This is a genomic window from Zunongwangia pacifica (genome assembly GCF_023499215.1).
In the GTDB taxonomy this organism is placed as follows: Bacteria; Bacteroidota; Bacteroidia; order Flavobacteriales; family Flavobacteriaceae; genus Zunongwangia; species Zunongwangia pacifica.
This window is the reverse complement of record NZ_JAKHSK010000041.1, coordinates 15,803-35,346: the sequence shown is the minus strand read 5'-3', so window position 1 is coordinate 35,346 and position 19,544 is coordinate 15,803. Positions and strand designations below refer to the sequence as shown.

Sequence of the window (19,544 nt, the reverse complement as noted above, 5' to 3'; positions counted from 1 at the left end):
TTCTATTGTATCTTTGTCAAGTACAGAGTACATAAAGGGTTGGTTTTGATAATTGTATGTTTCGCAACACAAATATCTGCAACCCTTTTTTATTTTTAAAAAAAGTTTAAATCATTTCATAAATAGGATAAGGAAAATTAGAAAAAAATCTATTTTTATATCTGAAATTCAATTTGTAAATCATTTCTACAGATAAAATGTCGGAATTTTTGGTTTAATTGATGAGTTTCACCAAGAGTTTAAGCAAGTTCAAAATAGGTATCTAATTCTTGCTGAATGTAACGTCAGAAGGAGGAATAGAAAATCAATGTGATGCTTTTCCATTCCGGGAAATTCTGAAAATTTTATGCTTTTAGCTGTTTTATATAAAGCCTTATTTAAAAAGTGAGTTTTCCAGACATGCCACTACAATTGCTTTGTGAAACTCCAACAAATAGCTGTGTTATAGCCTAAAGTGTAGAACTTTGTAACAAAGCAAAGGTATTAGTCGAGCATCCCTAAGCAACTAGAAGATAGTGATTGGGGATTGACTATATCTTCAACAAAACGGGAGAAAAAGGCAGCTTCAATTAATCTTATGCTACTTATCCTAAAATAGGACTATTCAGTAACGAAGTGAGCTGAAGGAACTCATTATCGTTTCTTTAAACTCATTAAACTTTATATAACGCTGGATAAAACTTATGAGAGATTGCAATAAAAGAATGCAGAAATTAATCCAGATTTTATTTTCAATTCTAAATTTGGTTATTCTTAAAATATAATCAGTTAATTTTGAGGTATATCGTCATTGTGCGTATTTTTTAATGAAAATTCTGCTAATTATGAATATTAACAAATTATTATTTACTGTTATTATAATCGTAGGTTTTATAGCATGCCAACATACAGAAAAAACGGAAGAAAGACTAGAAATCATAAATCTCCAAAAGTCTAATATTTTCGACCAAATTGATCCTGATTTTAGAGATGTTCTATATCCCGCAATGCCCATAAATTCAAAATATCAGGAATATGAAAAATCGAGGTTGGAAAAGTTTAAAAATATTCCTCAGTTAGATAGTTTTAGAATTGTTTCCAAAATTTTAGATAAGGATTTATATTATTTAGATCTCTTTAAAAAAAGATTAATTTCTAAAGCAGAACTTTTAGATCACACCAAATATGTTCATATTGATTCTTGTTTAATGCTTCAAAATACCGAAAAATATAGATTCAATGCAGTATTCGGGTTTAAAGACAATAAAAAAATAATCATTCCTGATTTAAATAACAATTTTGATTTTGAGGATGATCCAAAAATGTCATTCTCATCCGATTCAATTTATTCCTTTAGGGATCCAATATCATTAAAGAGTATTGTTGCTCAAAATTTCAGATATCAGGGATTATTAAACAATAAGTTAAAATGGATTGAACGCAATATTAAAGTTTATCCTGATGATAATAGCATTTATAAATATATGATAGAAGAAGATGTGAAAAACAAAATAGATGCGAAATACGTGGTTATGCTTCTTTTTGAAGACAGTTGGATGGCAAATAAAAAAATTAATGAAATACCATACAATATTATAGTTTACGGCGGAAGGATAAATAAATATGCACCAATTTTATTTAAACCCGATTCAATAAATCATAACGTTTTCTCACTAGATAATTTTATATATAAGTTGTATGACACAGTTAAAGTAAATTCTAGTTACTATGTCTTAGATAGCATGGGGACTGATTTAGGTCATTTATATATCTCAAAATTGCTAGCTGATAAGGGTAACGAATTTGGCAGAAGAATTGGAGATAAAATTAAAAACTACGATTTAAAAGATTTACAAGGGCAAAAACTTGATTGGTATACTTCTAAAAAGGAATATAAACTTTTAGACTTTTGGGGAACCTGGTGTAAACCATGTAAAGAACTCACACCTGCTTTGAAAGATTTATATAATGAAAATTCAGATAAACTTGAGATAATTAGCATTGCTGCCGATAGTAATATAGAAGATGTTCAAAATTACGTGTCATCAAATAATTTAAACTGGCAACATGCTTATATTTACCTAAAAGATTATTCTGTACCCATTAGAAGGGAATTAAAAGTATTTTCTTTCCCTACATTAGTTTTACTTGATAAAAACAATAAAATATTAATTAGAGGAAACTCTGCTTCTTTTGAAGAAATTGAGAGATATATAGAGACGAATTAAAACAATGTTTTTAACAAAGAATTAAGCTACCTTTCAGGTACTTTATCCTAATCTTGGCACATAATTTTCATCGAAGTACAGATCTAATTTTGCTATATATCTTTTATTGGACTAGCAGAAAATAATGAATATAGACTTGCAATACCGACAAATAAAACCCGACAAATCACTTACGGACTTTGTGGATAGTTTTTGGTTGTTGCAAGACCAATTTACCCGTAACGAGGGTGTAATTGTACCCAACGGAAAAATTGATTTATTCTTTTCTAAAATGGCTAATAACGAATTTCGGGTTACGCTTATGGGCTTGGAAACCAAACCCAAACCCTTGACAAAACAAGACGTTTCTAAGGTCTTTGCGGTGAGTTTCAATCCGCTTGCGATGGAGTATATTTTACAACGTTCCATTGCGAACCTATTGGACAGCGGAATGAGGTTGGGAAATGATTTCTGGGATTTCAATATTGACGACTTAACCAATTTTGATACATTTTGTAAAAAAGCGACACAAAAAATACAATCGCTTTTGCCACAAGAAATTGACAGTAGAAAAATCAATTTGTTTAAGTTAATTTTTGCAACTAACGGAGAAATAACGGTAAAAGAACTTTCTGAAAAAATTCATTGGAGTAGCCGACAAATCAATCGGTATTTCAATGAACAATTTGGACTTTCATTAAAAGCATATTGCAAAATAATTCGGTTTCGAGCCTCACTTCAACATATTAAAGAAGGAAAACTTTTTCCGCAACACAATTTTACCGATCAATCACATTTTATCAAAGACATCAAAAAACTTTCGGGTGTTTCCCCTAAAGAACTTCATAAAAATAAAAACGACCGATTTTTACAATTTTCGGTATCGGCTACAAAATAATTTTGCGGTAAATATGAAAACGCAGAATAATGTTATTGAAAAATAAAAAAGTAGCCGTTATTGGCGGAGGCCCCGTAGGACTCACATTTGCCAGACTCTTACAACAAGCCAATGTAAATGTAAAAGTGTATGAACGGGATAAAGACGCGTTGGCCCGAATTAAAGGCGGAACGCTCGATATTCATAGCGACTATGGGCAAATAGCATTGGAAAAGGCCGGGCTTTTAACTGAATTTTACAAACACTCAAGACCAACGGGTGAACGCTTGGCAAACATCAACGCAGAAATTTTAAGGGACGAATTTCCCGACAAGGAACATCTTTATGACCGACCGGAAATTGACAGAAATGATTTGCGTAAAATGCTACTGGAAAACCTGAAACCCGATACCGTGATTTGGAATAGTAAATTGGTTTCGTTGGAAGAACAAGATGAAAAATTTTTGTTGCATTTTGAAAACGGAAAAACAGAAAGTGCCAATTTGGTTATCGGTGCAAACGGAGGAATGAGCCATCTAAGAAAACTGGTAACAGATTCTATTCCGCAATACACGGGAACCATCATTATTCAAGGGGAAGTTTTAAACCCGGATGAAACTTGTCCGAATTTTAAAAAGTTGTGTGGAGAAGGAAACTTTGCGGTCATCGGGGAACAGAAATTTTTCTTTTCACAAAACAAATCAAAAGGCGCATTGAATTATTATGTCTCGTTCCGAAAACCTGAAACTTGGATAAAAGAAAACGGTCTTGATTTTTATAACAACCAAGAAATTTGTTCATTTTTAAACAATTTGCTCACCAATTGGAATGCTATTTATAAAGAACTTTTTGCAGCAACAGATGAATTTACCTTATTGCCAATGCGAAAACTTCCTTTAGAGAATTGGCGACCCCATACCAACATTACCTTGATTGGCGATGCGGCACACGTTATGCCTCCGTTTTCTGGAATTGGTGTAAACATTGGGCTTTTAGATGCCTTGTATTTAGCTGAAAATTTAACCAATGGACAATTTAGCGACATACCAACAGCAATCAGTAACTATGAAGAGAAAATGATGGTATATGCAACGCAAGCACAGCAAGAAACGGCTGAATCTGAAGAAGGCATCCATTCAAGCAAAGATTTTAGCGAAATACTGAAAAACAAAAGATAAAAATGAATTGCGAATAAGGAAACCGTTGCAGAAGTTCCTCATTTCAAGAAGCCAAGACTTAAACAAACGTCTTATGAAGCCCCACTCTTTTTAGCCAACACTAACATTGGATAGCAATCGTTTTTAGTGCGGGAAGTGATGCTATTGGAATAAACCTAACCGTTTTGTATTTTTCCAACTAATTTGGCGCAACCAAATGGATAGAAACCCATCTACTAAATGAATACTAGAAAAATAACTATGAACAAACTATTCTTTCTTTTTATCATTAGTGGAATTCTATTCTCATGCAATGAAAGTGATGACAACAACGAGCCAAAGAATGAATTAACAATTATTGGAAATTGGAAACTAATTGATTGGTATGATGATATTCCAAAAGACATAAATAAAGACGGACAAAAATCAACCGATTTATTCTCTCAATGGGATGGATGTAAAAAACAAAGCACATTAATTCTTTCGAATGATAATTCTGGAAAAATAGTTTATAATGGTAATATAAATAATCCAAAGTGTCCATCTGGATTTGAAACTAATGATTTCTTTACAACTGAACATTGGGAATTCGATAGAACAAATCAATTATTCACTTTAATTGGAGATGATTATGAGGATGTTTATGAAATAATAGAATTGACCTCTGAATTTCTAATATTAAAAGGTTCTGGCTTTTTCACCTGTTGTAATAGTGAAATCTCATATTACACAGGAGGTTATCTAAAATTTGAAAGACAATAAACTACTTACAAGTTTCACCAACCACTAATCTCAAGAATTCCGATCTTCATAAGCCACTTTTAGGTGGTATAATTAACTTATCTGCTCTTGTTAGTTAATAACATAACTAATATGATATGATTTTATTTACATTTAAAGAATTGATACAATTTGTATGAACGTAATTTGATTTATATAGATGTTACCCACCTTTTGAAAAAAAGCGAATGAAAATAAAAAGCTTTCTGGCTATTGTAATTTTAGCTTAAATAACAAGTTGCGTTTGTACAGATGATAGAAATGAAAATTTTGTTTTAAGTGAGTTGAAAATGGTATGATACCTTCTCAATCAACAACTTCAGTTAGTTATGTAGATGAAAACACAAATCAGCTTTTAGGGTCATCTTCTGAAAAGCAAACAATTGTTCAAGATATCGATAGCGGAAATGATGAAGAGTCTTTTGCTACTAATGTGGAAACACAGTTCATAATTCTTAGTATTTATAATAAAAATCTGACTATAGAAATTACTTTAGGAAAATCAAGAGGTGATCAAACAACTTTTACAATAGAAAATATAGAACAAAAAATGACAAGTGAATATTCAAGATTTTGAATTTAATTTGGTTTACGATTTCAAACCTTGTGCCGACAATAGCGAAATCGAAATAATAATTTACTCTCCTGAAAATGAAAGCATTTAAAGAAATAGAAAAATCCCTTTTAACAATCTACCCTTTTACTGCTCAACAATTGGCAATGTTTACCAATAAGCTGTCTTTAAAAGAGATTCAAAAAAAGGAATTTCTTTTAAAGCAAAATCAGGTTTGTAGTCATATAGCTTTTGTTGTTAAGGGAAGTTTCCGTTTGTACACAGAAACCGAACAAAAGGAATGGACAATAAATTTTTTCACCGAAAACAATTGGGTAGCAGACCTTGAAAGTTTAATGCTGAAACAACCTTCAAAAAACTATATTGAAGCCAATGAAAATTCAAAAGTTGCTCGTATCTCGCTAATAGACATTCATAGCCTGATGGAAATTCATCCCTGTTTTCATATGCTCAATTCCTTAATTGCTAACCTTAGCGTTTCAACAAATCAAATCTCCACATTGAAAATAAAAAGTCCCGATGAACGCTATCAACAATTACTGGCAAATAAGCCGCACTGGATGAATAGATTTCCTCAAATGCAAATCGCATCATATTTAGGAATCACACCTGAAACGTTAAGTAGGGTTAGAGCCCGAAAAATTTAATTTCTTGATTACAATCAATTATAAACTATGAATTTATAAGCATATTTGCTTTATCATACACTTAATAATCATTGTAAATATGCTAACAGCCATCATCCCGAAATTACCAATGCGTAACAAAAATGCAACCATAGATTATTACATCAATCAATTAGGCTTTACGGAAATAGGCAACTACGAGGGATATTTAATGCTTCAAAAAGAGCATATAGAAATTCATTTTTTTGAATTTAAAGACCTTGACCCGAAAACGAATTATGGACAGGTATATATACGCGTTAACGATATTGAAAGTTTGTATGAATCTTTGCTTGCCAATAAAACAGAAATTCATCCAAACGGATCATTAACTACCAAACCTTGGGGGCAAAAAGAATTTTCATTACTTGACCCCGATACTAATTTACTGACTTTTGGAGAACGTATTTGAAAATGGAACTTTTGGAAAATGAATGGATATGAAAGAAATGATGACGTCTATAAAAATGACTTAATCCAAGCAGGTAAACTTTTGCGAAAATTCAATTCGATCAATTATAGACTTTGAAAGCACAACAAATTTAATAGAATAGAGAATGGTATTATTTTATTAATGGGGCTTTCATTTCATTCAAAATAAGGATATGGGCTGTTTTTTCCAAAGAATTGCATTCATCTCTTGAATGGGAGTGGATTTCACATCATATATGTATTGGAATTTTAAAGAAGAAATATTTAATCCCTCATTAGGGTTTTATTACCCGAGGCTTGCCTCGAAATTATAAAAAATTTTCCGATTCATACCTCGCGGTTCTTGATTGAAAAGTAAGATAAATAAATATTCGTTTTGAATTCTAGCAAAAAATCACGAAGCGTATAATGGAGCTAAAAACTTTAGAGAGTATTGATAGAATAAGCATACTCAATGCTTTTAACGAATGCTTTTCAGACTATTTTATTCCATTTAAACTAACCGAGGAACAATTAATTTCAAAAATGACTTCAGACAAAATTGATTTATCAATATCCGTTGGTGCTTTTGAGAATGGGAAACTAAATGCGTTTATTTTACATGGTTTTGACAATATAAAGAATCAAAAAGTTGTATGTAACGGAGGAACAGGGGTTGTCCCTGATAAGAGAGGTTTTGGACTAACAAAAAAAATGTATCATTTCATTTTGCCCATTCTTGAGAAAAAAGGAATTAATAAAATCATTCTCGAAGTAATCAATAAAAATTTTCAAGCCATAAAATCCTATGAGAAATCTGGTTTTGCAATAACACGAGAATTAGTTTGTTGCAACGGGAGTTTTGAGTTTAAAAAAAAGAATAAAGAAGTGACCCTAAAAAAGCTAGAAAATCATAAATGGATAGATCTGGAATCGTTTTGGGATATTCGCCCTACCTGGCAAAATTCAAATAGTGTATTAGATAATTTAAAAGCTACCAATATCTTGTTAGGCGCATACATCAAAAACAAATTAGTGGGTTATGTGATTTTTAATCCTAATAGCTGCCGAATACACCAAATTGCAATAGCCAAAAATTATAGAAGAAAAGGAATAGCTTCAACTTTATTATGGGAAATGAAAATACAAAATGGAGCTCATTTTTCTGTTATTAATATTGATAAAAAATCAGAAAGTACGGTCAAGTTTTTTAATTCCTTAGGATTAAAAAATTATCTTGAACAACTAGAAATGGAATTAAAAATAAATAATCACTAAACTAAACTGTTGCAATTCATTAGGTAATTATAACAAAGAAGTTTGATTTCTTTGTAAAACCAGTCAATATCAATGCAAAATAAGCTGTTAGCAATTTTTTATTGCATCTAAGATGGATATAAAAATTTTTCATATTTTCAATGGGCGTTTAGAACATTATATGGGGAGGGTAACAAATATGCGATATAAATGCTTATAGCTTCTTTACTGATTTTAATAGGTTTTGCGAGCCTTATTTTCGGAGCCAATTGGCTGGTTGATGGCGCCTCTTTTTTAGCGAAAAAAAATAAAGTTTCAGATCTCGTTATTGGTTTGACGATTGTAGCTTTTGGAACTTCTGCGCCCGAATTAGTTATTAATTCCGTTGCTTCATTTGATGGGCTGCCCGACATTGTATTTGGGAATATTATTGGAAGTAATAATTTTAATTTGTTCGTCATATTAGGAATCGCAGGTTTAATCTATCCCATTACCGTGCAAAGTTCAACCGCCTGGAAAGAAATACCTATTTCCCTGTTGTCGGCTGTATTGGTATTGCTGCTTGCCAATAATTTTTTTAGTCAACAGCACCTCGAAATATCAAGGACCGATGGAATTTTATTATTGATCGGATTCATTTTATTTATTTATTATGTTTTCACCCAATTAAAGCACGAAAAAGGGGAGGAGGTCTCTTATAATGCACAACCGAATTATAAAATTTGGGGATTGATCATCTTGGGGATGGCCGGGCTTATTATTGGCGGAAAATTAGTCGTAGATAACAGTATTGCCATCGCGACAAATTTAGGGATTAGCCAAAAAATCATAGGATTAACCATCATTGCAGCAGGAACTTCACTGCCAGAATTAGTCACTTCTATTGTAGCAGCTTTAAAAAAGAAAAGTGATATTGCGATCGGAAATGTCATTGGTTCAAACATTTTTAATTTGTTGCTCATCCTTTCCATAAGTTCTTTTGTAGACCCAATACAGTATAATCCTGATTTCAACCAGGAATTATTTATTTTGATTGGAGGAACAATATTCCTGATCATAGCAATGTTCACTGGAAAGCGAAAAAAGCTTGATCGGTGGGAAGCATTGATTTTATTAAGCTTTTATTTGATTTATACCACTTATTTAGTGGCAAAAGAAATTTAAAAAGGTTTAATAAATGTCCGCCTAGCCTCAATCAACAGTTTTTTAAGAGTTTTTTATTTCTTAAATATTTTATTCAGCTTCGAATACATTAGATAATTCTGTTACTCTTTCTTTTTTTGATAGGATCACTAAAATATCATTCACAAAAATACGTGTCTCACCTTCAGGAATGATGACCTGATTGTTTCTTTTAACCAATACCACTAAGGAATCTTGAGGGAAAATTTTATCCTTGGTTAGTTGTTTGATATACTTATTGGATACTTTAGAATTCTTTTCTACGATGATTTCTAACAGTTCAAAGCCATCTCCCAAATCTAAAAACTCCTTTACATTAGGTCCTTGTATCGCCCTATAGAGGTATTTCCCGTTTAATCGATATGGGCTTTCCACGGTATCAATACCTAATTGTTCAAAAATAGGTAACAATTCATCGTTATTTACCGAGCTTATTAAACGCCTAATGCCCATTTTTTTGGCTAAAAGAATAACTAAAGAGTTAACGGCATCATCATCTGTAGTAACTATGATAGCATCGGCAATGTCTGCTTTGGCTTCTTTCAAAGTTTCTGGATTGGTAGCATCGGCATTAATAACCACACAATCAAAATTGGTAGCCACCCAATTTGCGACATTTTTATCTTTTTCAATAACATGAACATTGTGGCGATCTTTTAATGCATCTTCAATAACATGTTTTCCTGTTCTTCCTGAACCTACTATAATTATATTCATTATTTTTATTTTAGATATTTCTTATTTTCGTGCCATACATTAATACTCTTACCAATACAAGAATGGGAATAATTTCTATTCTTCCCGCCCACATCTGTACAATGTAAACTGTTTCTAGAACAGGGGACATGGAAGGATCTGAAATTCCTGTAGATAATCCTACAGTTCCCTGCGCCGAAGCCGATTCGAAAATGGCATCAACCAGGCTATAATTTTCTCCCATATAATACACAGTAATACAGGTAGAGAAGAATACGAAAAGTATATAAATAAGGGTGAAAACACCCGCTTTTGCCAATTGAGCATTCATTTCTTCAGGAAGCAAATACCGATTATTAAATTTTACTTTTTTAACGGTATTTTTTGAAGCAAATATTTTATTTATATGCCAGCGTAATCCTTTTTGAAGTAATAGCGCCCGTATAATTTTAACGCCACCAACCGTACCACCTGCACAACCTCCAATAATCATTGCTCCAGAAACAATGAAAAGAACCGGCAGATCATTCCACTGCCCAATGTTTGAGGTTTGCCAACCGGTAGTTGATAAGCCACTGATAAATTGAAATATACCTTCCCTAATGGGATCAGACACCCTATCAGAATTCATTAGTAAAATCGATAAAAAAACTCCTCCTAAGATGGAAGCAACAATAAATGCCCGTGTTTGAATATCGTACCATAATTCTTTAAATTTTTGAAGCACGGTAAACCGGTATAAAAAAGGAATAGAAAGTCCGCCAATAAGCATTGGGAGCAGAAAAAGAATCTCCATCTTAGATGACTTATATCCGGCAATACTATCATCAAGTGTACTGAAACCACCGGTCGATTGACCTGCCATAGCGTGGTTAATGGCGTCAAAAATATTTTCAGAAAGAGGATAATTCGGTAAGATAAAATAAGCGCCTACAAACAAATAAACAACCATTAGTAAGGTAAGAAAAAGATAGATTTTCCATATCGACTGCGCTGTTTGTATAACATTGGTTTTTAATTTGGTGCCACTAGCCTCAGAGCCATAAAGCAGTATTGCAGATTGTCCGGGAATATGTTTAAAGATCGCTAAGGCCATTACAATAAATCCGGCACCCCCAACCCATTGAGAAAAACAGCGATAGAACATCAATGATTTTCCGATGGAGGGTTCGTGATAGGACATTGTAAGCCCTGTAGTGGTGAACGCACTTGTACTTTCAAACAAACAATGTAATGGGTTCCTGAAATTTAATAAACTCGATTGATAGTCCATTCCTTTAGGAACAAATGATTGCATTACTTCAAATGGAGTAATTTGAGCAATAATAAAATAAGGAATACTACCCATTATGATAATCATTAACCAGCCTAATGCCGCAATAAGCAGCGATTGCTGATATTGAGGATCTTCAACATTTTTTAGGTTTTTAAAGATGAGATAAGCTATTCCTGATACTATCATTGATGAGATAAGGAACCCTATTAGCGCATACCATTCGTTATAAATTACTGCCACGATACCGGGTATCAATATCACACCACCTAGAATAAGCTGTAGGCTGACCACTTGTTTAAGTATTGTTTTATACACGATGAATAAGGATTAAGTAGACAATTTGTTTAGAAGACTTTCGATTTTTAAGAGGTCTACCTTCAACTTTTCCTGATCTAAGAGATGATGTGCTTGTGTACTCTTACAGATTTCCAGAAGACCTCTAACATTAGCTTTACCTTCTTTCATGTTACGAGTATATTCTTTCTCTGATTGAGAAGAAATCAAATGGTCTATCTTCTTTTGGATAAGGGAATCACATTCTAAAAGCTTGCGAAAATCAGCTATCTTCTGTTTGACCAACTGATGCCTTAATCCATTTACCAAAAAGCAGAGGTCAATTAAGGTCTCTGAATTTTTCTGGTCAAAAAATAAATTTTTCCTGTTACTCATTCTTTCCCATTTTTAAGGACATAATCGTTTAATGATGCTTACAACGATTAAACTTTATGGCAAAGATGAGCTGGAAATTTGATATCGAAAATCAAAACTATACCGGAATGTATAAAGATTTTATAAAGATTCTAGAACGGTGGGGAGATGGTTTTGAATTCTGACAGCTGTTAGATTCTATCTTTAATGACCAAATTTTGATTAATTGATTTTTTGTTCTGAAGTGGCCAAATTCTATAAGGTAGAGAAATGAGTAGCGTTTCTTTATGTGGGAAATTACTGAAACCGGTATCCGATACCACTTTCGGTAATGATATGAATGGGGTTATTGGGATTCGTTTCGATTTTTTTGCGAAGTGTACCTATAAAAACTCTTAAATATTGGGTTTCATATTGAAAATTTTTACCCCAAACTTCCTTAAGTAAATATTGATGAGTGAGTACTTTTCCTTCATTTTTTGCGAGAATGGAAAGTAAGGAATATTCGGTAGAAGTAAGTTTAATTATGCTATCATTTACTTTTACCGTTCGAGCGATCAAATCTATTTTGAGCGATCCGGTAGTGATTAGAGAATTATTATCTACCTGTTGATTTTTTCGAATAGCAGAGCGAATGCGGGCTAGTAACTCTCCCGTACGGAATGGTTTAGTGAGATAATCTGTAGCACCGTTATCCAGTGCAGAAACAATATCTGCTTCATTATCCTGTACCGATAAAATAATAATAGGATTATTATTCCATTCCCGTAAGTTCTTTAATACCTGATGCCCGCTAATATCCTGGAGTCCTATATCCAAAAGAATCAAATCTGGAAGATGATTGGCAGCCAAAGCTATCCCTTCTTTTCCTGTACTTGCCTGGATGACTTTATAATCGTTACTTTCTAAGTTGATTTGTAACAATTTTCGAATTTGGGGTTCGTCATCAATGATTAAAATACCTGGGCTATTCATTTTCTTTAATAGTTATTGTTGAAGTTTGGGATGGAATTTCCAGATGAAAGTGGGCACCACCAGTTTTTTTGTTTTTCAGTGTTATTTTTCCGTTCAGGGCTTCTGTAAAACCTTTAACGATAGAAAGTCCCAAGCCGGTCCCTCCTGTAGCTGTTCCATTAAGTTTATAAAACTTATCAAAAACAAAGTCTATTTCGTCCTTTGGAAACCCCAAACCATTATCAGAGATATCGATCATTAAGCTTTCATCTTTATAATTACAATCAACAAGAATATTCGAATTTTTTGGGGTATGGCGAATAGCATTGTGTATTAAATTATAGAGAATCATTTCTAAAAATCCGCCATCCAGGTAAAGTAAAGCTACGTTTTCGTTAGGTTCAAAGATAATTTTGGTATTTTCCAAAGAATATTCACTTTCCTTTATTGCTTTAAATACAAGTTCGTTTACATCAACCCAATCAAAAGTAGGTTTTAGCATCCCTGCGTCAAGCCGGCTCATATTAAGTAAATTTTCAACCTGTCGGTTTAGTCGGCTTCCAGCGGTAGCAATTTCTGTATAAAGTTCCCTAATATTTTTTTTAGAGAGTTTATCCTCGTTGTCTACAATAGTATCTACAGAACCAATGATCGTAGCAATTGGTGTTCTAAGTTCGTGAGATAATGAATTAATTAGTGTATTGTATAGGGCTATGGTTTTTTCTTTTTCCTCTTCGTTCCGTTTCTTGTTTTCAAATTGCCTGATTTTTATGGTAAGTACAGTATTAATCATTGCGACAAGCAGGTACATTAAAAACATAAGTACGTCTTCTGCCGACTCAATTTTGAAGGTAAAGGTAGGGGGAATAAAAAAGAAGTTAAGAATTAAGGCACTTAGTAGTGCACAAACCAATACAGGAAGGATATCAAATAGGACCGCTGAAAGGGAAACGGCCAGTAACAACAGTAGCGCCACAGCGCGATAACCCATAAAATCGTGAAAAAAGTAACAACTAGCAGAAGCGATTAAAATAAGTGATATGCTTATTCCGTACTGTTTTGTTTTACTGAAATCTTTGCTGAAAATTGATTGCATTTTCTTGAAATTATTTTTCTAAAATAGCTTGGAAAGCTTTAACGAACTTAATTCCAAAGGGCTAATTTTTAGTTTTCATTTGAATATGATTTCATTACTACACCTATCCAGTGATAGATATGAAATTAAAAAATGAGTGTAGTAAATAGCTAATAATTCTTACTTAACCTATAGTAAAAATTTTTAAAGTATATGACCATACAGACAGTAGGGAGGGCATTGACATTTTAAATCTCGTACATTAAATAAATTCAGAGTTTAGAAGCAAACATAAACTGGCAAATCAATTTATGCCAACTATTTACTCAATAATCGAGATTAAATTTTCTTAGGCTTGCCTCGAAATATAAATGATTTTCTAACAAATCTTAATAAGCTAGCTTTAAGGTAGTTTACTCAATGATTCACAAACGTGTAACAATAAATTTAGTTTTATATAATGTTGGCAAGCATTTAACTTCTGGAATTCCATATAAATTTGAGTGCTTAAATCAACAAACATGAATTTGCTTAGAGATTTTAAGAAAGGAAATAAGACCGCCTTAAAGCAAATATATCTTCAATACCACCAAAATGTTTATGCTCTGGCATTAGGTTTTACAAAGAACGCACAACGATCTGAAGACTTTGTTCATGATGTTTTTGTACGATTTTGGGAGCAACGGGAAAATCTCTCTGAAAATCATAATATCGAATCGCAACTTATTCGAATAGCTAAGTTTTATATCATCAATCAGATGAAAAGAAATAGATTGGAAGTGTCTTCAAATTCTAAAAATTCCGAGCATATTTCTGAAGAAACAGAAGTTGATAATGAACAAAATCAACTCTATTTTTTAAATAATGCGGTTAAAAAATTACCTCAGCAGTGCCGTGAAATTTTCATTATGCATAAATTAGAAGGACTCACCCAAAAAGAGATCGCTAATTATCTAAATATTTCAGTAAAAACGGTAGAAAATCAGGTAGCGAAAGCAATTTCAGAATTAAGGAAAAACCTACTTAAAGAAAAGAATCTTTCATAATTATTTTCATTTAGAGTTCTGAAATCATAAATTCTATTCTATTATTTTTAAATATCTGTTTTTTAGAGGTTAACACTGTATATTCATTTTAATAGGTCATCAAAGCGTAAAAGAACTGTTATCAAAACATTACGCCGTAGGGGATCTTATTTTTCTATTTGAATACCTAATAGAAAAGAATAAAATGGAAAATAAAAAAGATAAAGATCTTTCTGAAGCTCATCTGGATAAGCTTATTCACCAGGCCTGGCATAAACCGGTTAAGCCAAATTCAAAGAAATTATGGCAAAGGATTGATAAATCTATTAAAGCACCTCATCATGTGATGTGGAAATCTATTGCAGCCATTTTAGTTATTGCACTTTTAACTGTGGCCAGTTTAAGCCTTTTTAACCCAGATAACCCATCAGTACTGGTTGAAGTGAATAATACCGGCAAGACGCCGAAAGAGATACTACTTGAAGATGGCTCTAAAGTGCTTTTAAATCGCAATAGTGCTATTACTTATACCACTGAAAATTCAAGAATGTTAACTTTAAAAGGAGAGGCCTATTTTGACATCAAAAAAGATGAAAACCACCCTTTTAGAATAAATACGGGGGAGTTACACCTTACAGTTCTAGGAACTTCTTTTAATGTAAATGCCTACGAAAATTCGCAGGAAATCCTTGTTTCTTTAGTAGAAGGAAAATTGAAAGTTATCGCAAATCAAAATCAGGAAAAAAATCTATCACCTGGGGACGAACTAATTTATAATAAGGCAACTAAAAGAATTAGCTTAAATAATTTTAATACCAATACTGTACTCGCCTGGAAATCTTCTTTGATTAAGTGCGAAAATGCCAGCTTGGATTTTTTATTGGATCGATTAGAAAATTATTACGCAATAGCGATTAAGAATAAAGCAGATTATTCCAATTGCAAGATCTCAGGTGAATTTAAGAGTGATTTAAGTTTGGATGAAATCATAGAAATCATCTCATTTTCACACAATATCGATTTTGTAGCACTAAGTGAACATGAATACAAAATAGAAGGGAAAATGTGCGATTAGAAAAGAACGTAAAATGGGGATAATCTCGGCCAAGACTATCCCCGGCAATTATTAAAATAACTATTAATAATAGGTGACAAAGCTATAAAAATACCTGAAAACTAACTGATAATAAATCTTAAAAGCACTAAAATATGAAAATATGACCTAAAAACTACACCCCGGCAATTATAGATCCCGGCCAGGATCTGCAAAAAGTAACTATTAATAATTGAATAATCAGTAAAATGAATATAACAAAAAAGCGTTGGCGTTTTTTAACGACAGCAATTTTTATGCTGACAATCTATACTATAGGAACTCAGCAATTAAAAGCTCATTCCAGTAACCCCAGTAATCTGGATGAAGTAGTACAACTCTTAGCCAAAAATTATGGAAATATCAATTTTGTCTATAATACCAAGGCTTTTAAAGAAGTTTCTGTTTCTGGTTTTTCTCCCGCAAACAATGGGGTTGAAAATGAGTTAAACCGACTTCAACAACTAGTTCCGCTCTCTTACATCAGAAAAAAATTTACTATCGCTCTTAAACTAAATAAAGAATTTCAGCAAGAGCGTATTATAACCGGTACGGTGACAGATATTGATCATTTGCCAATACCGGGAGCAAGTGTTTTTGTACAGGATACTAATATTGGGACGGCTACCGACTTTGAAGGGAATTTTACAATAGGAGTTCCGGTAGATGCCACATCACTTAGTGTTACTTATATGGGTTATAAAAAACAGATTGTAAATATCGAAAATCGAACCACGATTGATATTGTTCTACAAACAGATGCCTCAAGTCTTGAAGAAGTAGTGTTGGTAGGATATGGGCAAACCAGTCGTGAAACTTTAGTTGATGCGGTAAGCAAAGTAGATGCTGAGCAAATTCAGCAACGGCCGATAGCCGATGTTTCTTCTGGATTACAAGGATTAAGCCCTGGTTTGAATGTTACACAAAGCAGTGGAGATCCTGCTGCCAAACCAAGAATAAATATTCGGGGATTTACTTCCATAAACGGAGGAGAACCTCTGGTAATTATCGATGGAGTAGAAGGAGATATTAATAACCTGAACCCGAATGATATTGAATCGATAAGTGTTTTAAAAGATGCCGGTGCTTCAGCTATTTATGGTGCACGAGGAGCTTTTGGAGTAGTACTTATTAGCACTAAAAATCCTAAAACAGGAAATTTAACGGTAAATGTAGATGCAACCACAGCGTGGAATTCTCCTACGGTAAATACCAATTTTTTAACCGATCCTTATAAAGCGGTAATGTTGGTAGACGAGGCTTTTCGTACGGCAGTAGGTAGAAGCTACACCGGTTATAATGAAGAAGATTACAAAAACATATACGAGGTGTCACAAGATCCTTCATTAGCCCGGGTGGAAACCGGTATCCGTAATGGTAGAGAACAATATATTTATTATGGTCATACAGATTGGTGGGATTATTTTTTCAGGGACAGTTACTCTACACAAATTTATAATGTCTCAGTTTCTGGCGGATCTGATAAAATAAAAGGATTTTTCTCTTATCGTAATTACAACAGTGAGGGTATTCTGAAAGTTCAGGACGATCATTATAAAATTTATAATCTAAGGGGTAAACTGGAAATGGAAATTAACAACTGGCTTAGTTTTACCAATAACATGCAATATAATAACTCTAACGATCTAAAGCATGGGGGTAGCCAGTATGGATGGGGAGATCAATTTAACGGTAATATTTATGTGCACGGTTTGCCATCGTATATGCCACAAAATCCAGATGGTACGGCTACCTGGAGAACAGAGCTAAACAATTATACCATAGGTGATGGAGCTTATGCCTCTTTACTTTACGGTAAAGCAAAGCAGGAAACAGAAGAAGGAGAATTTTCTAACATCGCCACTTTAAAACTAAACCCTTTAAAAGGCTTAGATGTTACCGCTAGTTATGCTTATCGAAGAACTAATTATAATCGCTATCGACGATCAGTAAATATCCCATATTCTATTTATCCTGGAGAAGTGAATACGATGGGAACCGATCAATTAACAGAATATAATACACGGTTTAAGTACGATGCTTTTAATATTTATGGTGATTATCATCATCAATTAGGTGATCATAGCTTAAAAGCTACCTTAGGTTTTAATCAGGAGTCTTTTTACACCAAAAACACTACCGCGAGTAAACAAAATAGTATCTCAGACGACTTAAACTCTTTAGGTCTTGCTACCAGTAATCCTGAAGCTTTGGGAAGTGCAGCAGAATGGGCGTTACAAGGCGTGTTTTATAGATTGTCTTATGATTACAAAGATAAATATCTATTAGAGGTAAATGGTCGTTACGACGGAACCTCAAGATTTCCTGAAGAAGAGCGCTGGGGGTTTTTCCCATCTGTGTCAGCTGGTTGGTTAATTAACAAAGAAAATTTCTTTTCTGGTTTAACCGATACTTTCAATCTGTTTAAGTTAAGGGCTTCCTATGGTTCTTTGGGTAATCAGGAAGTAGCCAATTATGCATATATCCCTACTTTGAGTAAGAATATTGACAATGATTTTGCATTAAACGGCAGAACCTTAGATTACATCGCGGCACCGGGCTTAAATCCACGTGACATTTCATGGGAAGAAGTAAAAACATTTGATCTTGGGACAGATATTGCTCTTTTTAATAATGATGTAAATATCACTTTTGACTGGTTTCAGAGAAATACCGAAGGAATGCTCACCAAGGGAGCGACTTTACCTAGTGTTTTAGGAACTGGCTCTCCGCAAGAAAATGCAGCAGATCTAAGAACACGCGGTTTTGAGCTTAGTTTAGGCTATCATCATACTTTTGAAGTGGCGAAATCTCCGTTGAATTTCGGAATTACCGGAAATTTATCCAATTCAGTAACCAAAATTACAAGATTCGATAATCCAAACAACAGTTTATTGGATTATTACAAGGGGATGACGATTGGAGAGCTTTGGGGATATCATGTTGATGGACTATTTCAAACTGAAGAAGAAATTAAGGGTCACGCCGATCAAACCCGAGTTGCTAATCGTATTGTTGCTAATGGAGGATTACAACCCGGTGATGTTCGTTATGTAGATTTAAATGGTGATGGTGTTATTAATGAAGGTGAAAATACCCTCCAGGATTCAGGAGATCGAAGAAAAATAGGAAACACAGCTCCGCAATACTTATACAGTTTTAGAGTAAATGCCGCCTGGAAAGGTTTTGATATTTCAGCTTTTTTTCAAGGAGTAGGCAAGCAGGACTGGTATCCTAACAGGGATTCAAGAATTTTTTGGGCAATGTATAACCGGCCATACGATACCTTTATTCGTAAAGATTTGGTAGATAATATCTGGTCTCCGGATAATAAAGATGCTTATTTTCCAAGATTATTTGGATATATCGCATTATCAGACAGTGATGCTTTAGGAGCAGTTAATGATAGATATTTACAAAGTGTTGCTTATTTAAGACTAAAAAACTTAAGTCTTGGATATACCATTCCAAAAAGGATTACAGAGAAGTTTAATATTAGTAAGTTCAGGGTTTATTTTAGTGGTGAAAATCTGTTCACCTTCACTTCGCTAACCGATTATATCGATCCTGAGGCCGCCAGTAACTCCGTAAACCTAAATCAGCCTTCTACTTCTTCAAACCGAAGTACTGCACAAACAACTCCGTTTAACGAAACCTATTCGGTTGGTTTATCACTTCAATTTTAAAA

Annotated in this window: 17 protein-coding genes; 12 read left to right on the top strand and 5 right to left on the bottom strand. The window is 33.3% G+C overall.

Annotation, left to right across the window (positions count from 1 at the left end):
- Positions 1 to 824: 824 nt before the first annotated feature.
- The 9 genes from L1967_RS19445 (at position 825) to L1967_RS19405 (ending at position 9,071) form a co-directional block, all read left to right on the top strand.
- Entirely contained in the window at positions 825 to 2,207 is a 1,383-nt protein-coding gene (locus tag L1967_RS19445) for a TlpA family protein disulfide reductase (protein ID WP_249603171.1), read from the top strand.
- Between the two features lie 124 nt (positions 2,208 to 2,331).
- The gene (locus L1967_RS19440; protein WP_249603170.1) at positions 2,332 to 3,084 is read left to right on the top strand and encodes a helix-turn-helix domain-containing protein; all 753 of its coding nucleotides are present in this window, start codon (positions 2,332 to 2,334) and stop codon (positions 3,082 to 3,084) included.
- 29 nt (positions 3,085 to 3,113) lie between these two features.
- Positions 3,114 to 4,241: an FAD-dependent oxidoreductase gene (locus L1967_RS19435; protein WP_249603169.1), complete on the top strand. Its 1,128-nt coding sequence runs from the start codon at positions 3,114 to 3,116 to the stop codon at positions 4,239 to 4,241.
- A gap of 240 nt (positions 4,242 to 4,481) precedes the next feature.
- Complete coding sequence (locus tag L1967_RS19430) at positions 4,482 to 4,982, top strand: lipocalin family protein (RefSeq protein ID WP_249603168.1); 501 nt, start codon at positions 4,482 to 4,484, stop codon at positions 4,980 to 4,982.
- A gap of 313 nt (positions 4,983 to 5,295) precedes the next feature.
- Positions 5,296 to 5,577, top strand: coding sequence for a hypothetical protein (locus tag L1967_RS19425; RefSeq protein WP_249603167.1), 282 nt, complete (start codon positions 5,296 to 5,298; stop codon positions 5,575 to 5,577).
- 74 nt (positions 5,578 to 5,651) lie between these two features.
- Positions 5,652 to 6,221, top strand: a complete 570-nt coding sequence (locus L1967_RS19420) for a Crp/Fnr family transcriptional regulator (RefSeq protein ID WP_249603166.1) — start codon at positions 5,652 to 5,654, stop codon at positions 6,219 to 6,221.
- 79 nt (positions 6,222 to 6,300) lie between these two features.
- A complete protein-coding gene (locus L1967_RS19415) occupies positions 6,301 to 6,651 on the top strand; it encodes a bleomycin resistance protein (RefSeq protein ID WP_249603165.1) in 351 nt (116 codons plus the stop codon).
- 428 nt (positions 6,652 to 7,079) lie between these two features.
- A complete protein-coding gene (locus L1967_RS19410) occupies positions 7,080 to 7,928 on the top strand; it encodes a GNAT family N-acetyltransferase (protein WP_249603164.1) in 849 nt (282 codons plus the stop codon).
- Positions 7,929 to 8,117: 189 nt separating this feature from the next.
- Positions 8,118 to 9,071, top strand: a complete 954-nt coding sequence (locus L1967_RS19405) for a calcium/sodium antiporter (protein WP_249603163.1) — start codon at positions 8,118 to 8,120, stop codon at positions 9,069 to 9,071.
- 69 nt (positions 9,072 to 9,140) lie between these two features.
- Here L1967_RS19405 and L1967_RS19400 read toward each other — a convergent pair whose 3' ends face one another.
- The 5 genes from L1967_RS19400 to L1967_RS19380 all read right to left on the bottom strand — a co-directional run bounded on the left by L1967_RS19400 (position 9,141) and on the right by L1967_RS19380 (position 13,759).
- Positions 9,141 to 9,806, bottom strand: a complete 666-nt coding sequence (locus L1967_RS19400) for a potassium channel family protein (RefSeq protein ID WP_249603162.1) — start codon at positions 9,804 to 9,806, stop codon at positions 9,141 to 9,143.
- A gap of 10 nt (positions 9,807 to 9,816) precedes the next feature.
- On the bottom strand, positions 9,817 to 11,376 hold the full coding sequence (locus L1967_RS19395) for a TrkH family potassium uptake protein (RefSeq protein ID WP_249603161.1): 1,560 nt from the start codon (positions 11,374 to 11,376) through the stop codon (positions 9,817 to 9,819).
- 12 nt (positions 11,377 to 11,388) lie between these two features.
- Positions 11,389 to 11,730 (bottom strand): hypothetical protein, encoded by a 342-nt coding sequence (locus L1967_RS19390; protein ID WP_249603160.1) that lies wholly within the window; start codon positions 11,728 to 11,730, stop codon positions 11,389 to 11,391.
- 276 nt (positions 11,731 to 12,006) lie between these two features.
- Positions 12,007 to 12,684 carry a response regulator gene (locus tag L1967_RS19385; RefSeq protein WP_249603159.1) on the bottom strand — a complete coding sequence of 226 codons (678 nt, stop codon included), beginning with the start codon at positions 12,682 to 12,684 and terminating at the stop codon, positions 12,007 to 12,009.
- A complete protein-coding gene (locus L1967_RS19380) occupies positions 12,677 to 13,759 on the bottom strand; it encodes an ATP-binding protein (RefSeq protein ID WP_249603158.1) in 1,083 nt (360 codons plus the stop codon). Before L1967_RS19380 ends, L1967_RS19385 begins: the two co-directional genes overlap by 8 nt.
- A gap of 500 nt (positions 13,760 to 14,259) precedes the next feature.
- On the opposite strand from L1967_RS19380, the gene L1967_RS19375 reads away from it, so the two are divergent.
- The 3 genes from L1967_RS19375 to L1967_RS19365 all read left to right on the top strand — a co-directional run bounded on the left by L1967_RS19375 (position 14,260) and on the right by L1967_RS19365 (position 19,542).
- Entirely contained in the window at positions 14,260 to 14,784 is a 525-nt protein-coding gene (locus tag L1967_RS19375; protein WP_249603157.1) for an RNA polymerase sigma-70 factor, read from the top strand.
- Between the two features lie 184 nt (positions 14,785 to 14,968).
- Complete coding sequence (locus L1967_RS19370) at positions 14,969 to 15,838, top strand: FecR family protein (RefSeq protein ID WP_249603156.1); 870 nt, start codon at positions 14,969 to 14,971, stop codon at positions 15,836 to 15,838.
- Between the two features lie 227 nt (positions 15,839 to 16,065).
- Positions 16,066 to 19,542 (top strand): SusC/RagA family TonB-linked outer membrane protein, encoded by a 3,477-nt coding sequence (locus L1967_RS19365; RefSeq protein ID WP_249603155.1) that lies wholly within the window; start codon positions 16,066 to 16,068, stop codon positions 19,540 to 19,542.
- The last annotated feature ends 2 nt before the right edge of the window (positions 19,543 to 19,544 follow it).

What these genes read in the sequence shown, in the direction of transcription:
- L1967_RS19375 (WP_249603157.1), top strand. Translation starts at nt 14,260, where the DNA reads ATGAATTTGCTTAGAGATTTTAAGAAAGGAAATAAGACCGCCTTAAAG.
- L1967_RS19385 (WP_249603159.1), bottom strand. Translation starts at nt 12,684, where the DNA reads ATGAATAGCCCAGGTATTTTAATCATTGATGACGAACCCCAAATTCGA.
- L1967_RS19370 (WP_249603156.1), top strand. Translation starts at nt 14,969, where the DNA reads ATGGAAAATAAAAAAGATAAAGATCTTTCTGAAGCTCATCTGGATAAG.
- L1967_RS19415 (WP_249603165.1), top strand. Translation starts at nt 6,301, where the DNA reads ATGCTAACAGCCATCATCCCGAAATTACCAATGCGTAACAAAAATGCA.
- L1967_RS19410 (WP_249603164.1), top strand. Translation starts at nt 7,080, where the DNA reads ATGGAGCTAAAAACTTTAGAGAGTATTGATAGAATAAGCATACTCAAT.
- L1967_RS19380 (WP_249603158.1), bottom strand. Translation starts at nt 13,759, where the DNA reads ATGCAATCAATTTTCAGCAAAGATTTCAGTAAAACAAAACAGTACGGA.
- L1967_RS19405 (WP_249603163.1), top strand. Translation starts at nt 8,118, where the DNA reads ATGCTTATAGCTTCTTTACTGATTTTAATAGGTTTTGCGAGCCTTATT.
- L1967_RS19445 (WP_249603171.1), top strand. Translation starts at nt 825, where the DNA reads ATGAATATTAACAAATTATTATTTACTGTTATTATAATCGTAGGTTTT.
- L1967_RS19365 (WP_249603155.1), top strand. Translation starts at nt 16,066, where the DNA reads ATGAATATAACAAAAAAGCGTTGGCGTTTTTTAACGACAGCAATTTTT.
- L1967_RS19435 (WP_249603169.1), top strand. Translation starts at nt 3,114, where the DNA reads ATGTTATTGAAAAATAAAAAAGTAGCCGTTATTGGCGGAGGCCCCGTA.
- L1967_RS19390 (WP_249603160.1), bottom strand. Translation starts at nt 11,730, where the DNA reads ATGAGTAACAGGAAAAATTTATTTTTTGACCAGAAAAATTCAGAGACC.
- L1967_RS19430 (WP_249603168.1), top strand. Translation starts at nt 4,482, where the DNA reads ATGAACAAACTATTCTTTCTTTTTATCATTAGTGGAATTCTATTCTCA.
- L1967_RS19440 (WP_249603170.1), top strand. Translation starts at nt 2,332, where the DNA reads ATGAATATAGACTTGCAATACCGACAAATAAAACCCGACAAATCACTT.
- L1967_RS19420 (WP_249603166.1), top strand. Translation starts at nt 5,652, where the DNA reads ATGAAAGCATTTAAAGAAATAGAAAAATCCCTTTTAACAATCTACCCT.
- L1967_RS19425 (WP_249603167.1), top strand. Translation starts at nt 5,296, where the DNA reads ATGATACCTTCTCAATCAACAACTTCAGTTAGTTATGTAGATGAAAAC.
- L1967_RS19400 (WP_249603162.1), bottom strand. Translation starts at nt 9,806, where the DNA reads ATGAATATAATTATAGTAGGTTCAGGAAGAACAGGAAAACATGTTATT.